Annotated in this window: 15 protein-coding genes and 1 pseudogene; 10 read left to right on the top strand and 6 right to left on the bottom strand. The window is 70.5% G+C overall.

What is annotated here, in order from left to right; translation table 11 throughout:
- The first annotated feature begins 34 nt into the window (after positions 1-34).
- Complete coding sequence (locus tag LOK55_RS05895; protein WP_229934637.1) at positions 35-1,330, top strand: CynX/NimT family MFS transporter; 1,296 nt, start codon at positions 35-37, stop codon at positions 1,328-1,330.
- Between the two features lie 54 nt (positions 1,331-1,384).
- Here LOK55_RS05895 and LOK55_RS05890 read toward each other — a convergent pair whose 3' ends face one another.
- Positions 1,385-1,570: a DUF3073 family protein gene (locus LOK55_RS05890; RefSeq protein ID WP_196323494.1), complete on the bottom strand. Its 186-nt coding sequence runs from the start codon at positions 1,568-1,570 to the stop codon at positions 1,385-1,387.
- A 244-nt stretch (positions 1,571-1,814) separates the two neighbouring features.
- Between LOK55_RS05890 and LOK55_RS05885 the strand changes: the two genes are divergently transcribed.
- On the top strand, positions 1,815-2,369 hold the full coding sequence (locus tag LOK55_RS05885) for a universal stress protein (RefSeq protein ID WP_229934636.1): 555 nt from the start codon (positions 1,815-1,817) through the stop codon (positions 2,367-2,369).
- A gap of 539 nt (positions 2,370-2,908) precedes the next feature.
- Here the strand turns inward: LOK55_RS05885 and LOK55_RS05880 are convergent.
- Together LOK55_RS05880 and LOK55_RS05875 are read right to left on the bottom strand one after the other, a co-directional pair.
- Entirely contained in the window at positions 2,909-3,544 is a 636-nt protein-coding gene (locus LOK55_RS05880) for a PadR family transcriptional regulator (protein WP_141381218.1), read from the bottom strand.
- A gap of 212 nt (positions 3,545-3,756) precedes the next feature.
- Positions 3,757-4,560, bottom strand: a pseudogene (locus tag LOK55_RS05875) (DUF4097 family beta strand repeat-containing protein); the annotation flags it as partial.
- A 159-nt stretch (positions 4,561-4,719) separates the two neighbouring features.
- On the opposite strand from LOK55_RS05875, the gene LOK55_RS05870 reads away from it, so the two are divergent.
- A complete protein-coding gene (locus LOK55_RS05870) occupies positions 4,720-5,349 on the top strand; it encodes a TipAS antibiotic-recognition domain-containing protein (RefSeq protein ID WP_229934634.1) in 630 nt (209 codons plus the stop codon).
- Between the two features lie 94 nt (positions 5,350-5,443).
- Here LOK55_RS05870 and LOK55_RS05865 read toward each other — a convergent pair whose 3' ends face one another.
- Positions 5,444-5,605 (bottom strand): DUF2207 domain-containing protein, encoded by a 162-nt coding sequence (locus LOK55_RS05865; protein ID WP_141381220.1) that lies wholly within the window; start codon positions 5,603-5,605, stop codon positions 5,444-5,446.
- 151 nt (positions 5,606-5,756) lie between these two features.
- Here LOK55_RS05865 and LOK55_RS05860 point away from each other — a divergent pair, with 151 nt between their 5' ends.
- From LOK55_RS05860 to LOK55_RS05840, 5 genes are all read left to right on the top strand, one after another.
- A complete protein-coding gene (locus tag LOK55_RS05860; RefSeq protein WP_141381221.1) occupies positions 5,757-6,026 on the top strand; it encodes a Rho termination factor N-terminal domain-containing protein in 270 nt (89 codons plus the stop codon).
- Position 6,027: 1 nt separating this feature from the next.
- The gene (locus LOK55_RS05855) at positions 6,028-6,990 is read left to right on the top strand and encodes a DNA topoisomerase IB (protein ID WP_229934633.1); all 963 of its coding nucleotides are present in this window, start codon (positions 6,028-6,030) and stop codon (positions 6,988-6,990) included.
- A 20-nt stretch (positions 6,991-7,010) separates the two neighbouring features.
- Complete coding sequence (locus tag LOK55_RS05850; RefSeq protein ID WP_229934632.1) at positions 7,011-7,439, top strand: CrcB family protein; 429 nt, start codon at positions 7,011-7,013, stop codon at positions 7,437-7,439.
- Positions 7,436-7,810, top strand: coding sequence for a fluoride efflux transporter CrcB (gene crcB / locus LOK55_RS05845; RefSeq protein ID WP_229934631.1), 375 nt, complete (start codon positions 7,436-7,438; stop codon positions 7,808-7,810). Before LOK55_RS05850 ends, crcB begins: the two co-directional genes overlap by 4 nt.
- A gap of 91 nt (positions 7,811-7,901) precedes the next feature.
- Positions 7,902-11,138 (top strand): efflux RND transporter permease subunit, encoded by a 3,237-nt coding sequence (locus LOK55_RS05840; RefSeq protein ID WP_229934630.1) that lies wholly within the window; start codon positions 7,902-7,904, stop codon positions 11,136-11,138.
- A gap of 18 nt (positions 11,139-11,156) precedes the next feature.
- Here LOK55_RS05840 and LOK55_RS05835 read toward each other — a convergent pair whose 3' ends face one another.
- Positions 11,157-11,801, bottom strand: a complete 645-nt coding sequence (locus LOK55_RS05835; RefSeq protein WP_229934629.1) for an antibiotic biosynthesis monooxygenase — start codon at positions 11,799-11,801, stop codon at positions 11,157-11,159.
- 350 nt (positions 11,802-12,151) lie between these two features.
- Between LOK55_RS05835 and LOK55_RS05830 the strand changes: the two genes are divergently transcribed.
- Positions 12,152-14,044 (top strand): DEAD/DEAH box helicase, encoded by a 1,893-nt coding sequence (locus tag LOK55_RS05830; RefSeq protein ID WP_229934628.1) that lies wholly within the window; start codon positions 12,152-12,154, stop codon positions 14,042-14,044.
- A gap of 99 nt (positions 14,045-14,143) precedes the next feature.
- Positions 14,144-14,797: a hypothetical protein gene (locus tag LOK55_RS05825; protein WP_229934627.1), complete on the top strand. Its 654-nt coding sequence runs from the start codon at positions 14,144-14,146 to the stop codon at positions 14,795-14,797.
- Between the two features lie 26 nt (positions 14,798-14,823).
- On the opposite strand, the gene LOK55_RS05820 is transcribed toward LOK55_RS05825, so the two are convergent.
- Complete coding sequence (locus tag LOK55_RS05820; RefSeq protein WP_374107625.1) at positions 14,824-16,887, bottom strand: intein-containing Rv2578c family radical SAM protein; 2,064 nt, start codon at positions 16,885-16,887, stop codon at positions 14,824-14,826.
- Positions 16,888-16,930: the final 43 nt, after the last annotated feature.

Genomic DNA, 16,930 nt, shown 5'->3' with positions numbered 1-16,930 from the left:
CGACCCCCGCTCCGGCGGCGATAGGCTGGATCGAGTGACAGACCCGCGCCCCCTCTCCCTCTGGCGCGGCAGACTCCTCGCCTGCACCGGCATCGTGCTGGTCGCCTTCTCGCTGCGTTCGGCGGTCGCCTCGCTCTCGCCGATCCTCGCCGAGATCGAGGCCGACTTCGCGGTGCCGTCGTGGATCCTCGGACTGATCGGAGCCGCGCCGCCGGTGTGCTTCGCGGTGTTCGGCATCGTGACGCCCGCCCTCGAGCGGCGCTTCGGCCTGGAACGCCTCGCGGTCGCCGCGATGGTCGTCGCCACCGGCGCGATGGTCGCGCGCGCCCTGGCATCCGATGCCCTCGCCCTTCTTCTCGGCACGGCGGTGTTGTTCGCCGCGATCGGCGTCGGCAACGTCGTGCTGCCGCCGCTCATCAAGAAGTACTTCCCCGACCGCGTCGGCACGATGACGGGGCTGTACTCGTCGCTGCTCGCCGTCGCCGCGTTCGTGCCGCCGCTCGTGGCGGTGCCGGTGGCGGATGCCGCGGGCTGGCGCTTCTCGCTCGGCATGTGGGCGGTGTTCGCGCTCGCCGCGATCGTGCCGTGGGTGGCGCAGCTGGTCGTGGATGCCCGCGAGCGCGCGGCGGGTCGGGCCGCGGCGGCGCGCGGGCTCGACGGGAACGGCGCCGGCGATGCGGTCGGCGCCGACGTCGAGATCGACGAGCCGACGCCGCGGGTGCTCGGGCGGCTGCCCCGCATCCCGCTGGCGTGGGCGCTGGCGGTGACGTTCGCGATCTCGTCGGCGAGCGTCTACGCGTGCTTCGCGTGGCTGCCGGTGGTGCTCGTCGAGATGGCGGGCGTCTCGCACGCGGCCGCGGGCGCGCTGCTGTCGCTGTTCGGCGCGATGGGGCTGCCGTGGTCGATCCTCGTGCCGATGGCCGTCACGCGCTGGAACCGGGTCGGCGTCGTGTACGTCGTCGCACTGGTCGCGGGTGTCGCCGGTGTGCTCGGCATGGTGCTCGCCCCGACCGCGGCGACGGTGCTGTGGGTCGTGCTGCTCGGCACGCCGCAGGGGCTCTTCCCCGCGGTGCTCGTGATGATCCAGCGTCGCTCGCGCACGCACGAGGGCGCGGTGGCGCTGTCGAGCTTCAGCCAGAGCATCGGCTACGCGATCGCGGCGATCTTCCCGCTGGCGTTCGCGGTGCTGCACGAGACCACGGGCGGCTGGCAGGCGCCGCTGGTGCTGCTCGGCGTGCTGTTCCTGTTCGCGATCCCGGCGGGGTACGTGGTCACCCACACCCGCACGATCGAGGAGGAGTGGGAGAAGCGCACCGGCCGCACGTGGTGACGCGGACGCGCGCGGATGTCGCGCGGGCGCGGCGGGAAGCCGACGTGGGGGAGATCAGGCCGTTTCGACCTTGTCGTCCTCGTCTTCGTCGGCGTACTGGTCGGCCCACTTGTCGACGTACGGGTCCTCGTCGTGGTGACCGAGTTCCTTTTCGAGCGCGGAGTAGTTCACGTTGTACGTGTCGTACTTGAGTTCGCGAGCGATCTTGGTGTGCTTCGCCTTCTGACGGCCACGCCCCATGCGAGACCCCCTCATTTCTGAGTCACGGGCGGTGCGGCTGCGTTTCGCACACTCACCCGATGCATTCACGATGCGTTTCGAACCGGCCCGAGGCCGGGAAGAGTAGCATTCAGGATAACACGGTGGCCTCCGACCCCTCGCGGTTCGTGACGACCTGGTTCGTTCCAGCCGGGTTCGTGACGATGCGGTTCGTGCCGGCCGGGCCACGCGGGTGAGTGGTCACGTCGATCGAGCGGAGTGTGTGATGGCGGATGCCCAGTCGGGCGCGGATGCCCAGTCCGGCGCTGATTCAGAGTCTCGCGCTGTGCCGCATCGCGCGGTGATCGTGGGGGTCATCCCCGATCAGCCGCAGCGGGTGCTGACCGAGGCGGCGCGCTATGCGCGGCTGCTCGGGGCGCCGCTGATCGTGGCGCACGTCGACGTGACCCGGTTCGTCACGTATGAAGACCCGGGCGGCTACGTGCACACCGCGCCGATCGACCTCGACAATTCGGCGGGGGAGGCGCAACTCGCGCGCGTGCGCGAAGCGGCGGTCGCCGCCCTCGGCGGCGCGGGCGTCGAGTGGACGACGGCGCAGCTCGTCGGCGATCCCGCGCTGGCGCTGAAGCAGCTCGCCGAGCGGGCCGAGGCCCGGCTGATCGTCGTGGGCACCCGCCGTCGCGGCTTCGGCGAGACGGTGCGTGAGTTTTTCACCGGCTCGGTCGCGGCGCGGCTCGCGCACCGCCAGTCGCGCCCGATCCTCGTGGTGCCGCTCGACGACCCCGTGCAGGGCAACGACGACCCCTGGGCCGAGACCTGACAGCCGCGACGCGATTTCTCATTGGATGGCCTCCGCGATCATGACCTGCTTGCGCGCGTGTACCCAAGTGGATGCGCCACAGTTGAGTTTCGGTGAACACGTGTTGCCCTTCCGGGAGCGGTGGGCACGTCCGAGAAGGCCGCTACTCACCGGGCGGTTCCGCGCACGTCGATTGGCCGAGAATGTCGATGCTGGAGAAGCCGTCCTCCTTCTGCACCGCAGTCACGGTCACCAGGACGTCGTCGGGGCGAGACAGAAACCGTGCCCGGGACGACGCCAGGGTGGACTGCGGTTCGAAGTCGGAGCCGAGCTGGCCGGCGAGGCTTTCGACGAATCCGGCGGCGTCGTAGTCGGTGGGGGTGCGGACGGCCCAGTGTCCGGTGAAGAAGACGCCGTCCTTATCGCCGCACGCGAACGGCGAGTCCTTAGAATCACCCGAAGCGAGGCCCCGCCCCCGCCGCTGTCGGCTGGATAGGGGACAGAAGTGAGTGATCTCGGCGCCGGACCGCGCCTCGACGAGCGGCGGTCCGGCACCGGGATCAGCGGCGCAGGGCCCGCGCCAGGTCGCGGAGCGTGTCGTCGAGCGAACGAGCGAGGTCGTCGACGACGGATGCCGCGAGCGAGCCGCCGCGTGCCAGGTGGGTGCGCAGGTCGGTGCGCACGGACGTGCGGAAGTCGGTGACGATCGCCTCGGCGCGGCGCACCTGCTCCCGTGCATCTGCGCGGGAGGCCGATCGCGCGTCGGCGCGCGCCACGTCGTCTGACTGCGCCCGCTCCTTCGCCGCGCCCTGTTCGGCCTGTGCGGCGGCGGCGAGGTCGGCGCGCAGGCTCTTCATGGCCTCGCGCACGCTGCCGCGCACCTCGTCGGCGATGAGGCGCACGCTGTCGGCGAGCCCGGCCTCGATGCCCTCGAGGTCACCCGCGCGCGCGACGACTTCGGCGTGCCCGGCCTCGGTGATCGCGTAGATCGTCTTGCGACCCTCGACGCTCTTGGTGACCAGCCCCTCCTCCTCGAGCTTCGCCAGCCGCGGATAGATCGTGCCGGCGCTCGGCGTGTACGTGCCGCCGGTGCGGTCGGAGAGCGCCTGCATCAGGTCGTATCCGTGCCGCGGTGACTCGTCGAGCAGGTTCAGCAGGTACAGGCGCAGGTCGCCGTGAGAGAAGACGGGAGGCATGCTCACGCCTCCCGATCGGTGTCGAGGCGATCGGTGTCCGGGCGCTCGCCGTCGGGGCGCTCGGTGCCGAACCCGTCGCCGTCGAGGCGGTCCGGGTCGGCGGCGGCCTCGACCGACGCGCCACCCGAGGCATCCTCGACGGAGACCTCCTGCAGGGCGGGCTCGTCGACGTGCGGAGCCACCTCGTCGAACGAGTTGTGCTCGACGGATGCCGCGCGGCGCAGCACCGTGATCGCGCCGGAGACCGAGTTGACGCGCACGTCGACGAAGCTGCCGCTGAGCTCGCCGTCGGAGTCGACCCAGTTGGTCGGGCCCGAGCTCGATCGCTTGATGCCGTCGACGAGCACCCGACCGCTCACCGAGCGCAGCACGTAGTTGGCGGCGTGCCCCTCGTCGAGGCGCACGGTGCTCTCGCCCGACACGGTGTTGAGATTCACCGTGTCGACGCGTCCGGTCGAGTCGACGAGCAGATCGCCCGAGACCGTGTCGATGGTGGCCTTGCGGATGCTGCCGGTCGCGGCGACCTCGCCCGACACCGAGTTCGCGCTGAGCGCGCCGTCGAGACTGCGGACCTGCACATCGCCCGACACCGCGTTGACCGAGAGGTCGCCGACGAGCCCGTCGACGATGATGTCGCCCGACACCGTGTTCAGACGCGCACCCGAGCGCAGACCCGACACGAGAGCGCTCGCCGAGACGACGCCCAGATTCAGGGTGATGCCGCGCGGCACAGCGACGCTCACCTCGGCCTTGGGGCCGGCGGCGCCGAAGTTGCGGAACATCTCGAGGAAGTTGTCCCAGCGCAGCTGTGCGTGGTCGATCTCGACGACGTCGCCGGATGCCTCGATGCGGAGGTCTTTGCCGGTCACCGCGTGCACCTCGATGCGCACGCCCGGTTCGTCGTGGGCGACGACGTCCACCTGGCCGCCGACGAGGCCGATCTTGAGCTTGCGGATGTCTTCGAGGTCGATCACGCGGGACTCGCCCGGCTTGATGAGCCACTTCTCGATCGTCATGGTCTGTCTCCTGCGTTGCGCGAATCGAGATATATCGCGTTGATCCGATCAAACACGATATATCTCGACTTTGTCAACACCCCGCTTTCCAAGCCCGCGACCGAGCGCCGCGAACGCGAGGTTGACATTGACGCGGCGTCAACCTTTACCGTGGCATCCATGAACGAATGGTCGACCCACGAGGTCGCGCGTCTCGCCGGAACGACGAGCCGCACGCTCCGCCATTACGACGTGCTCGCGCGGCCGGCGACGGTCGACGAGGCGCTCGTGCAGCACCTCGCCTGGCTGCGAGAGGAACAGGGGCGCCTCGCGCGGCAGATCGCCTCGGTGGAATCGACCCTCGAGACACGGAAGAAAGGAGAAGAGCCCATGGCAGAGCAGATGTTCGACGGGTTCGATCACACCGCCCATCGGCGCGAGGTCGCCGAGCGCTGGGGAGAGCAGGCCGCGGCCGACTCCGACCGGTGGTGGCAGGGACTCGACGAGGCCCTGAAGGGCGACGGGAAGGCCCAGACCGCGGCGCTCGGCGCCGCGTGGACGGATGCCGCGACGCGGGCGATCGCGCCGGACGGCGCCGAGGCGCACGAGCTCGCCGCCCGCCACGTGGCGTGGCTGCGCGGCATCCCGGGCACACCGGCCGCCGATCCCGACGGCGACGTCGCCGGGTACGTGCGCGGGCTCGGCGAGCTGTACGTCGCCGACCCCCGCTTCGCGGCGAACTACGGCGGACAGGCGGGCGCGGAGTTCGTGCGCGACGCCCTCGCCGCCTACGCCGACGCCCACCTGTGATCGGCGGCTGCGCCATGGGCGCACCCGCACACACGACGACGCCCCTGCGGAGTGATCCGCAGGGGCGTCGCCCTTGTGTTCTCGGGACGAGGCGTTACGCCTTGCCGCCCCGCACGACTCGCAGCAGGAACGCGATCAGCGCGATCACTCCGACGATCAGCGCGACCCACAGCAGCCAGCTCAGAGCGGTGTTCATGCCGCCGACGATGGCGAGCACGATGGCGACGACGATGATGATCAGAAGAGCGATGTTCATGGGGAGGCTCCTTTTTCCTTCGGGGGGAGGTCATGGGAACTCCATGACGCCACGGCCACAATGGGCCACCGTGGCTCCCCGAAAATACCCTCGATCGGCAATCGTGCGGACCCCCTTGCCAAGCGGCCCCGCGGTGCGATAAGGCCGAAGTATGCCCCAGAACCGCACCCCCTCCTCGCTCAAAGATCCGCACCTCTACGAAGAGCTCCGGAAGGACGGCGCCTCGAAGCAGAAGGCCGCCCGCATCTCCAATGCCGTGGCCCGCGACGGCGCGAAGGCGGTCGGTCACCGCGGCGGCGAGGCGGGGTCGTACGACGACTGGACGGTGTCCGAACTGCGCGCCCGCGCGAAGGAGCTCGGCCTCTCGGGCTACTCCGGCAAGCGCAAAGCGGAGCTCATCGACATGCTGCGACACTCCTGACGTGCCGCGGCTGCGAAAAGTCCGCCCGGGGGTCGACCTCGGGTACCGGCGGGTGCGCGCCGGTGAGGCGTTCCGATACACCGACGCCCACGGTGCGGCCCTTCCCGCCGACGAACGCGAACGGGTCGCCGCCCTCGTCATCCCGCCCGCGTGGAGCGAGGTCAGGATCAGCGCGGCACCCAACGGGCACATCCAGGCCACCGGCATCGACGACGCCGGGCGGCTGCAGTACCTGTACCACCCCGACTGGGCGGCCGGGCGCGACAAGGGCAAGTACGCCCGCGCGCTGCAGCTGGCGGGGTCGCTGCCGCGCGCGCGAGGGCGGGTCACCACGTCGCTGCGCCGCGCCGACCTCGACCGCGAGCGCGTGCTGGCGGTCGCCTTCCGCATGCTCGACCTCGCCGCCCCGCGGGTCGGCAGCGAGCGCTACCTCGTCACCCACGGCAGTCGGGGCCTCACGACCCTTCGCCGACGGGATGCCGCGACCGCGGCATCCATCGTCAGCCTGCGTTTCCGCGGCAAGAGCGGAAAGATGCAGCACCTCGAGATCGACGACGCCGAGCTCGCCGAGGTGGTGCTGCTGCTCTCGGCGGGCCGCCCCGCCTCGCCGCTGCTCGCCTATGAGCGCGGGCGGCGCCGCGTGCCGCTGCACCCGAAGGACGTCAACGCCTACGTCCGCACGATGACCGGGGGAGCGTTCACCGCGAAGGACTTCCGCACCCTGCGCGGCACGATCCTCGCCGCCGACGCCCTCGCGCGCATCGGTCCGGCCTCGACGAAGACCGACCGCAAGCGCGCCGAGGTGCTCGCGGTGAAGGCCGCCGCCGAGGCGCTCGGCAACACCCCGACCGTCGCGAAGAGCTCGTACATCGACCCCCGCGTGTTCGCCCGCTACCGCAAGGGGATGCTGCTCGACACGTCGGTGTCGCCCGAATCGGCGATCCGCACCCTGCTCCTCGGCTGATCGCGCCCTATCCTGCCCACATGGTGCAGCGCGCGTGGTTCTCCCCGGCCGTGCTCCTCCTCGTCATCGCGGGCGGCGCGATCGGGGTCGCGGTGCGCGCGGTGATCGTCGTGCCGCTCGGCGACGTGGCGAACCCGCTGGTCGTGCCGGTGGTGACTCTGGCGGTGAACCTCCTCGGCGCGTTCACGCTCGGCGTGATCGTCGGGCGCCTCGATGACCATCACCCGCGGCTGCGCGCCTTTCTCGGCACCGGCGTGATGGGCGGATTCACGACCTACAGCGCGTTCGCGGTGCAGTCGGTGACCGTCTCGAGCGCCTCGCCGCTCATCGGGATGCTGCTCATCGCGGTGTCACTGTTCGGCGGCGTCGTGGCCGCCGCGGCCGGGCTCGGCGTGGGGCGCGGCCCCACCCGCCGCCCGGGCGCCGAGTCGCCGGAGAGCGCCGAATGAACGTCCTGGAGTGGGGCGCGCTCATCGTGGGCGGCGGCATCGGTGCGGGCGTGCGCTACCTGCTCGACGGCGCCATCATTCGCGGGAGGAAGGATGCCTTTCCCCTCGGCATCCTCGTCGTGAACATCGTCGGATCGTTCCTGCTGGGCCTTCTCGCCGGCGTTCCGCAGGTGTCGCCGGCGTGGCTCGCGATCATCGGTGCCGGCGTGCTCGGGGGATTCACGACCTTCAGCACCGTCGCCGTCGAGACGGTGCTGCTCGCGCAGCGCCGCCGCCGCGACTGGGCGTGGGTGAATCTCCTCGGCACGTTCCTCGTCTGCCTTGTGGCCGCCGCGGTCGGCCTCACGATCGGCGGGCTCTTCCCGCGCTGAGCGGGCCCGTCGGCACGCCGACGCGTGCGACAATGGCATCCGATACATCTCTGTATCGAACCTCGCGCCCGCCACCCCGCAAAGGCTATCCGTGTCGCATCTCGCCGTCTTGAGTCTGAAGAACCGGGCGCTCATCGCCCTCGTCACGATCGTCGCGGCGATCTTCGGCGGGCTGGCCCTCACGAACCTCAAGCAGGAGCTCATCCCGTCGATCGAGTTCCCGCAGCTGTCGATCCTCTCCACCTACCCGGGTGCGTCGCCCGACGTCGTGAACAACGACGTGTCGACGCCGATCGAGACGGCGATCCAGGGGGTGCCGGGGCTCGAGTCGACCACCGCGACCAGCACGACGAACGCGTCGATCGTGCAGGCGTCGTTCACCTACGGCACCGACCTGGCGACCGCGGAGCAGAAGATCCAGCAGGCGATCAACCGCATCGCATCCACGCTCCCCGACGGCGTCGAGCCGAACGTCGTGTCGTTCTCGATCGACGACCTGCCGGTCATCGCGCTCGCCGTCACGGGGTACAGCGACGAGAAGACGATTCAGGCCCAGCTCGAGGCGAGCGCGATCCCCGACCTCGAGGACGTGAAGGGCGTCAGCGCCGCCTCGATCGTCGGCGGTCGCGGGCAGCGGGTGACGATCACCCCCGACCAGGCGAAGCTCGCCGCCGCCGGCTTCACACAGACCGCGATCACCGATGCGCTCGACCAGAACGGCGTGCTCTTCCCGGGCGGATCGGTCACCGAGGGCGACCAGACCCTCACGGTGCAGACCGGCGCGAAGATCACGAGCGTCGACGAGATCGCCGCCCTGCCGCTCGTGCCCACCTCGCCCGCGCAGGCCGCCGGCGGCGCCCGCACGATCGGGGATGTCTCCGCCGTCGCGCTCGCGCAGGACCCGGTCACCTCGATCTCCCGCGTGAACGGCGAGCCGGCGCTCACGATCTCGATCACGAAGCTGCCCGCCGCCAACACCGTCGACGTCAGCCGCGCGGTGACCGCGCTGCTGCCGCAGCTGCAGGACGCGATCGGCGACGACGCGCAGTTCACCGTCGTGTTCGATCAGGCGCCGTACATCGAGCAGTCGATCGAGGCGCTCGCGCAGGAGGGCCTGCTCGGCCTCGTCTTCGCGGTGCTCGTGATCTTCGTGTTCCTGCTGTCGGTGCGCTCGACGCTCGTCGCCGCCATCTCGATTCCGACGAGCGTGCTCATCACCTTCGTCGGCATCCAGGCGTTCGGCTACTCGCTGAACATCCTCACCCTCGGCGCCCTGACGATCGCGATCGGGCGCGTGGTCGACGACTCCATCGTCGTCATCGAGAACATCAAGCGACATTACGTGGGCGACGCCGATAAGGGCGATGCCATCCGCCTCGCGGTGCGCGAGGTGGCCGGTGCCATCACGGCATCCACCATCACGACCGTCGCGGTGTTCCTGCCGATCGCGTTCGTCGGCGACATGACCGGCGAGCTCTTCCGCCCGTTCGCCCTGACCGTCGCGATCGCGATGACCGCGTCGCTGTTCGTCGCGCTCACGATCGTGCCGGTGCTCGCCTACTGGTTCCTGAAGCCGGGCAAGGCGGTGCACGATGCGGACGGCGAAGAGATCGACCCCGAAGACCCCGCCGCGCCGCCCTCGCGCCTGCAGCGCGGCTACCTGCCGGTGCTCAGCTGGACGCTGAACCACTCGTGGGTCACCCTGCTGATCGCCGTCGTCGTGCTGGGCGGCACGGTCGCCCTGGCCCCGCTCATGAAGACGAACTTTCTCGGCGACAGCGGCCAGAACACGTTCACCGTGACGCAGGAACTCGCCCCCGCCGCCTCGCTCGACGCCGAGGACGCCGCGGCGCAGAAGGTCGAGGCGGTGCTCACCGGCATCGACGGCGTCGAGACCGTGCAGACCTCGATCGGGTCGAGCGGCTCGGCGATCCGCGACGCCTTCTCGGGCGGCGGCGCCGGCATCACCTACTCGATCACCACCGACGCGAGCGCCGACCAGGTCGCCGTGCGCGAGAACGTGCAGGACGCGCTCGCCGATCTCGACGACGTCGGCACCGTGACGGTCGCCTCGGGACAGGGCGGATTCGCCTCGAGCGACATCGAGGTCGATGTGACCGCCCCCTCCGCCGACGCGCTGCAGACCGCCACGGATGCCGTGGTCGCGGGCCTCACCGGACGCGACGGCGTCGGCCAGGTCACCTCGAACCTGTCGGCCTCGCTGCCGTACGTGGCCGTGTCGGTCGACCGCACCAAGGCAGCCTCGCTCGGGTTGTCGGAGGTCGCCATCGGCGCGCTCGTGTCGAACACGATGCAGCCGCGCCAGGTCGGCACGGTCGAGATCGACGGCACCACGCTGACGGTCTACCTGCAGGCCGCGTCGGTGCCGAAGACGATCGACGAGCTGAAGGCGCTGCCGATCGCGTCGGGCGCGGGCCTCATCCGCCTCGACGAGGTCGCCACCGTGCAGCAGAGCGAGGGCCCCACCTCGATCACGACGCAGCGCGGGCAGCGCACCGCGACCGTGACCGTGACCCCGTCGACCGACGACCTGAACGCTGCGTCGGCGACGGTGCGGACCGCGATCCAGGACGTCGACCTGCCCACCGGCGCTGACGCGAAGATCGGCGGCGTGCTCACGCAGCAGCAGGATGCCTTCGGTCAGCTCGGCCTCGCGATGCTCGCCGCGATCCTCATCGTCTACATCGTCATGGTCGCCGCGTTCAAGTCGCTCCGTCAGCCGCTGCTGCTGCTCGTCTCGGTGCCGTTCGCGGCGACCGGTGCGATCCTGCTGCAGATCGCGACGGGCGTGCCGCTGGGCGTGGCATCCCTCATCGGCGTGCTCATGCTGATCGGCATCGTCGTGACGAACGCGATCGTGCTCGTCGACCTCGTGAACCAGTACCGCACCAAGGGGCTCTCGGCGCACGACGCGACCATCGCCGGCTCGTCGCGACGCCTGCGGCCGATCCTCATGACCGCGCTCGCGACGATCTTCGCCCTGACCCCGATGGCGCTCGGCATCACCGGGCACGGCGGGTTCATCTCGCAGCCGCTCGCGATCGTCGTGATCGGCGGACTGGTGTCGTCGACCGTGCTGACCCTGCTCGTGCTGCCGACGCTCTACAACCTCGTCGAGGGCGCGCACGAGCGCCGCCTCAACCGCCGGATCGCGGGGGATGCTGGGGCGTCGGCTTCGGGTGCTGGTACTGAGGCGGGTGCGGGCGCTGAGGCGGGTGCGGGCGGCGAGGCGGGTGCGGGTTCGGCCTCACCCGATGCAGCCGAGCATCCGCGTCGCGCGCGCCGCGGCCGGGACTCGCGCGGCTGACGTCGAACCCGGGACGGATCAGCCGCGCTCGCGGCGCGGGCGGGTGAGCCAGGGCCGCAGCATCCGCGTGACCCACGGCAGCACCCAGAACACCATGATCGGCGTGAAGATCAGCGTGCTGACGCCGACGCGCAGCGCCAGCGGCCAGTCGGCGAACGTCGGCACCATGAGCAGCAGCCAGCTGCCGACGAGGTTCACCGGGAAGAAGCCCAGCCAGATCGTGACGGCCTGCTTCCACGCCGGGGGAGCCGCGGGGATCGGCAGGGCGACCGGGCCGGTCTCGACGGGGGCGAGGATGTCCGCTGCCGCGAACGCCTCCACGGACGACGCGAGCGGCGCGTCGAACCAGCCCTCGATGCCGGTGCGTCGCTCGATGCGCACCTCGCGGGCGAACACCCGGCCCGAATCGAGCCACCAGCTGCGCTGATCCGATCGCTCCCACGCCTCGAGCGTGTCGAGGTCGCGGAACCGGTAGAGCATGTACCAGAGGTCGCTCTGCTCACCGGTGCGCACCCAGCCCGAGCCGAGGTAGCCGTCGAAGCGCGCCGCGAGGTCGGTGCCCGCCTGCATCCAACTCGTCGCCTCGACCGACCGCGCGGGGTCGACCCGGCGTTCGATCGCCACCGTGATGGGGTGGGTGGGGGTGGCCTCGGTCTCCAGCACGTGACCATTGTGCACGGTCATTGTTGCGTCGATGTTTCAGGATGCCTCGCAGTGGGCGCACCAGCTGGGCAATTCGGAGAATCGAGCGGAAGTGGTCGTGCAGGGACGGTTCCCAGGCGCGCCGGGTAGACTGGCCGTGTCGGCTCTGGACACCGCGCAAGCGCGGGTGGGTGCCACACCCTTGTGAGTTCAGCGGGGCCGATGGTGAGCGTCGATCGACGCTTATGAACCATCACGTGAATGGCCCCCGGCCGACGAGTGTCCGGGTAACTCCTCGTCGCGATCACCGCGACCGCGCCAGTGTGCGCCCGCGGAGTGCTGTTCTCACATGAGGAACCCAGAAGGACACCATGCCCAAAAACAAGAAGCCCGCCGGCGGCAGCCGCGCGCAGAGTTTCGAGCCGCGCTACGGCGCGAAGAAGACGTCATACCAGGACGCCAAGCGCCGCCCCGGCCAGTCATCCGCCGGCAAGCCCGGAAGCAAGAGCCCCAGCCATCGCGGCTACCGCCCCGAGGCGGAGGAAGCGGCCCCGAAGAAGCAGCGCTGGTCCGCGCAGGAGCGCGCCGGCCGCAACGAGGCCCGTGGCATCCGCTCGCAGGCGCAGGGCGACCGCCCCCGCCGCGATGACCGCTCGGACCGCCCCGCCCGCTCGGACCGCCCCGCCCGCTCGAACCGCCCCGCCCGCTCGTACGACGACCGCCCGGTTCGCAACGTCGGAGATTCGGGCCGTCGGGGCTCGGATCGGGCCCGTTTCGACGGCGGAGACCGGAATGTCCGACGTTACGAACGCGACGACCGCCGGCCGCAGGGCGAGCGGCGCAGCTACGGTGACGCCCGTCCGTCGTTCCGCGACGACCGCCCCCGTTATGAACGCGACGATCGCCCGCGCCGCGACGACCGCCCTGCTCGCTCGTACGACGACCGCCCGCGTCGGGCCGAGCGTCCCACGTACGGCGGAAACCGCTCGGACTGGAAGCAGGACGAGAAGGATGCCGCGAAGCGCAAGGCCTACGAGCAGCACGCCGACACGGTGCACGAGAAGCTGCAGGCGCAGGCCGTCCAGGCCGAGGAGGTCGCCGATGTGAGCTTCGCGAGCCTCGGCCTCGGCGACAACATCGTGCGTGCGCTCGAGGGTCTCGGCGCGGCATCCCCCTTCCCGATCCAGGCCGCCACGATCGTTCCGATCCTGGAGGGCAAGGACGTGCTCGCCCGCGGCCGCACCGGCTCGGGCAAGACCATCGCGTTCGGCGCGCCCCTTGTCGAGTCGATCCTGCGCAGCCAGGCGGGCAAGCGCCGTGAGTTCGGCCGCAGCCCCCAGGCGCTCATCCTCGCGCCGACCCGTGAATTGGCGTTGCAGATCGATCGCACGGTCCAGCCGATCGCCCGCAGCGTCGGCCTGTTCACGACGCAGATCTACGGCGGCGTGCCGCAGGCGCGCCAGGTCGGCGCGCTGAAGAAGGGCGTCGACATCATCATCGGCACCCCCGGCCGCATCGAAGACCTGCAGGAGCAGGGCAAGCTCGACCTCTCCGAGATCCGCATCGTCGTGCTCGACGAGGCCGACCACATGTCCGAGCTCGGCTTTCTGGAGCCGATGCAGCGGCTTCTGCGCCTCGTGCCCGCGGATGCCCAGAAGCTGCTCTTCTCGGCGACTCTCGACCGCGAGGTCGCGGCGCTCGTCGACGAGTTCCTCGTCGACCCCGCCGTCTATGAGGTCGCCGGCGAAGACCAGGACTCGGGCACGATCGAGCACCGGGTGCTCGTCATCGACCACCGCGACAAGGCCGAGATCCTCACCTCCCTCGTCGACCGCGAGGGCAAGACCCTCGTCTTCGCCCGCACCCGCGCCTACGCCGAAATGCTCGCCGAGCAGTTCGACGACGCGGGCATCCGCGCCGTGGCCCTCCACGGCGACCTCAACCAGGCCAAGCGCACGCGCAACCTCGAAAAGCTGACGTCGGGGCGGGTCGACGTGCTCGTCGCGACGGATGTCGCGGCGCGAGGCATCCATGTCGACGACATCGACCTCGTGATCCAGGCCGACGCACCGGACGAGTACAAGACGTACCTGCACCGGTCGGGCCGCACGGGGCGTGCGGGTCGCACGGGCACGGTGGTGACGCTCATCACGCGCCAGCGCCGCCGCCGCATGACCGAGATGCTCGAGCGTGCCGAGATCGAAGCGCCGTTCGACGACGCGCGCCCGGGCGACGACGTGATCGCGGGCCTGCGCGAGGTCTGAGCGCCGTCTTCGACGCCGCGGGGCGCCGATTCTAGGGCGGTCGAGATGATCGCACGAGGGGGTCCCGCGGCGGCGGCGACGCTGCGTACCGTGTCGGGCGTGAACCGATACGCACACTCCGTCGGTCTCGTCGCCCTCGCTCCAGGGATGGTGATCGGGATGGCCGGGTGCGCCGCCGGCTCGGAATCGCCGACGCCCACCGAGACCGTGACGGTCACGACGACCCCTTCTCCATCGAGCGCGCCGCCGAGCCCCGCGCCCTCCGGGTCGGGTGCCGCGGGGCGCAGCATCCCCGACTGCGAGACGCTGGTTCCCCTGGACGTGGTGCAGGCTCAGCCCGGGTGGGAGCGCTACGAGTTCGTCGGGCAGTACCTCGACGCGGCAGAGCCCGCGCCGCTGCCCGGTCCGGTCGCAAGCGAGGTGGCCGCCGGGGCGAGATCGCGCCAGGACTGCATCTGGGGCGTGCCGAACTCCGACAGCGGCATGGGAGTTGACATCCTGCAGATCGACGAGGCGGCGCAGTCGAAGCTCGTCTCGGCGCTCGCTGCCGCGCCGGACGAGTACACGTCGTTCTCGATCGACGGTCACGACGCCTTCCTCACCCACGCCCCGTGGGGCATCGGCGAGGGGGTCGTGGTCTATGCCTTCGACGGCGGCGTCTGGGTCGTCATGGGCGGTCACGAGTACGACCAGCAGGTGGCGACCGCCGTCGTGGGCTCAGCTCTCGACGGCATCCGCGCCGCCAACCCGTGACAGGCGATCGACGGAGCTGTCGGCGGTCAGAACAGCCGGTCGGCGACCGGGGTCTTCGTCATCCGCACCGGACCGGGGCGGGACGGACGGGTCTCGACCTCTTCTTCGGCGCCGCCCGCCAGCCGGTGCCGTCGCAGCATCGGTCGCACCCGCGCCGCGAGCCACGTGCGGTAGCCCGCCGGGGCGTAGACCGAGGCGCGCGGGTACAGGCCGCGGTAGGCGGGCACGAGTTCGGGGTGTTCGCGCTCGAGCCACTGCCAGAACCACTCGCGTGCGCCAGGCCGTAGGTGCAGCGCCCCGAACACGACGCGACGTGCGCCGGATGCCGCGATGCGCGCCAGCGCGTCGTCGAGCACGGCGACCGAGTCGGTCAGGTGCGGCACGATCGGCATCAGGAACACGGTCACCGCGAACCCGGCGTCGGCCGCCGCGCGCACCGTCTGGAGGCGCGCCTCGAAGGTCGGCGCCCCCGCTTCGAGGGTCTGCCGCAGCCGCTCGTCGGGCATCGCGATCGACATGGAGATCGACACGGGCACGGACGAGCGGGCCTCCGTCAGCAGCGGCAGATCGCGCCGCAGCAGCGTGCCCTTCGTGAGGATCGAGAACGGCGTGCCGCTCGAGGCGAGCGCGTCGATGATCTCGGGCATGAGCCGGTATCGCCCCTCGGCTCGCTGGTAGGGGTCGGTGTTCGTGCCTAGGGCGACCGATTCGCGCCGCCAGCTCGGCGCGGCGAGCTCGCGGCGCAGCACCTCGGCGACGTTCACCTTCACGACGATCTGCTCGTCGAAGTCGCGCCCCGCGTCGAGGTCGAGATAGGTGTGCGTGTTGCGGGCGAAGCAGTTGTGACTGACGACGCCGCCGGCGATGAAGTCCCCAGTTCCCGTCGTGATGTCGACCATGTCGATCTCAACACCGAGGTCTTCTATTGAGGCGACACGCAGATCGGCGGCGGTCTTCACGGCGGTGCCGAGTATGTCCAGTTTTCGAGTGATCGCTGGGGCGACCGAGGTGAAGAACCGCTCGTGCGAGGGCAGGCCGCCGACGACACGAACAGTGATCACACCGTTCGGGCGAGCGGGCTCAACGACGTGAGGAACCTCGAGGGCGGTGAGCGCGTGCGTGGTGATGGCGATGATCTGGCGGTCCTTGTTGCAGATGCGGAGGATGCCTCGCGAGAACGAGCCCTCTGCATCGAAGATGCCGCTGAGGAACCCGCACAGCCACCCGACGGAAGGCTGGGTGGGAATTTCCACGAGCTCTTCGATGCGGGCGACGTCGGCTGATCGGGCGGTGTGGAGCGCCGACATCGAGCGCCGCGTGTCCGACGCGGCGACGAAGGGCCGCGTGCGCGTCGGCACCCCTTCGTGCTCGAGGAAGGTACGCGTACGGGTCAGCGCTTCATCGTCGACGAGGGCCAGCCGGAATCGATGGATGTCTCGCACGCGCGTGGCGTCGCTGTACCGGCCGTGGAAGATCATGCCGTCACCGCGGATCATGCCGGTGAGGTACCCGAGCCGGAATTCAGCGCTCAGGAGGTCACCATCGGCGATGGTCCGCGCGTCCCGCAGGCCGAACCCCTGAAGTCGGTGACTCATCGTGAGGAACGGGCGGCGCCCGGCCCCGCTCATGGCGCCGATCACGTGCTTCCACCCACGTTCGGTCAGAAACCGATGATCGCCGCTCGCCACGAGTTCCGTGCCGTCCGCGAGACTCACGCGATACGCACGCTTGCGCGTCGTCCACGCGGCGCGGACTTCCGTCTTCACGTACCGCCGGTAGGCGCCCTGCTGGCTCGTACCGACGACCTCGTCGCCCACGGACAACTCGCCGATGGGGCGATGGCGACCGTCCCCGCACAGCACCGGGGTATCGGGTGAGAGGCAGTAGGAGCATGCATGACTGCAGCCCCGGTAGGGGTTCACCGTCCAGTCGAACGGCATCGCCGACGCGCCCGGCACGTGGTTCAGCGCGGAGCGGGCGGCGACCTCGTGGAAGGTCATTCCGGCGAACTCGGGGGTCTTGACGCTGCGCACGAGACCCTCGACCGTCTCGAGGCCGGGGAGGGCGGAGGCATCCCGTTCTCCGATCATCTGTCCACTCCACCGCATGTCGGTAGTAGAACATAGGTTCGAG

The organism is Microbacterium sp. F2E (genome assembly GCF_020905435.1).
GTDB lineage: Bacteria > Actinomycetota > Actinomycetes > Actinomycetales > Microbacteriaceae > Microbacterium > Microbacterium lacticum.
The sequence above is the reverse complement of the archived record's forward strand: the minus strand, read 5'-3'. Positions and strand labels throughout refer to the sequence as shown.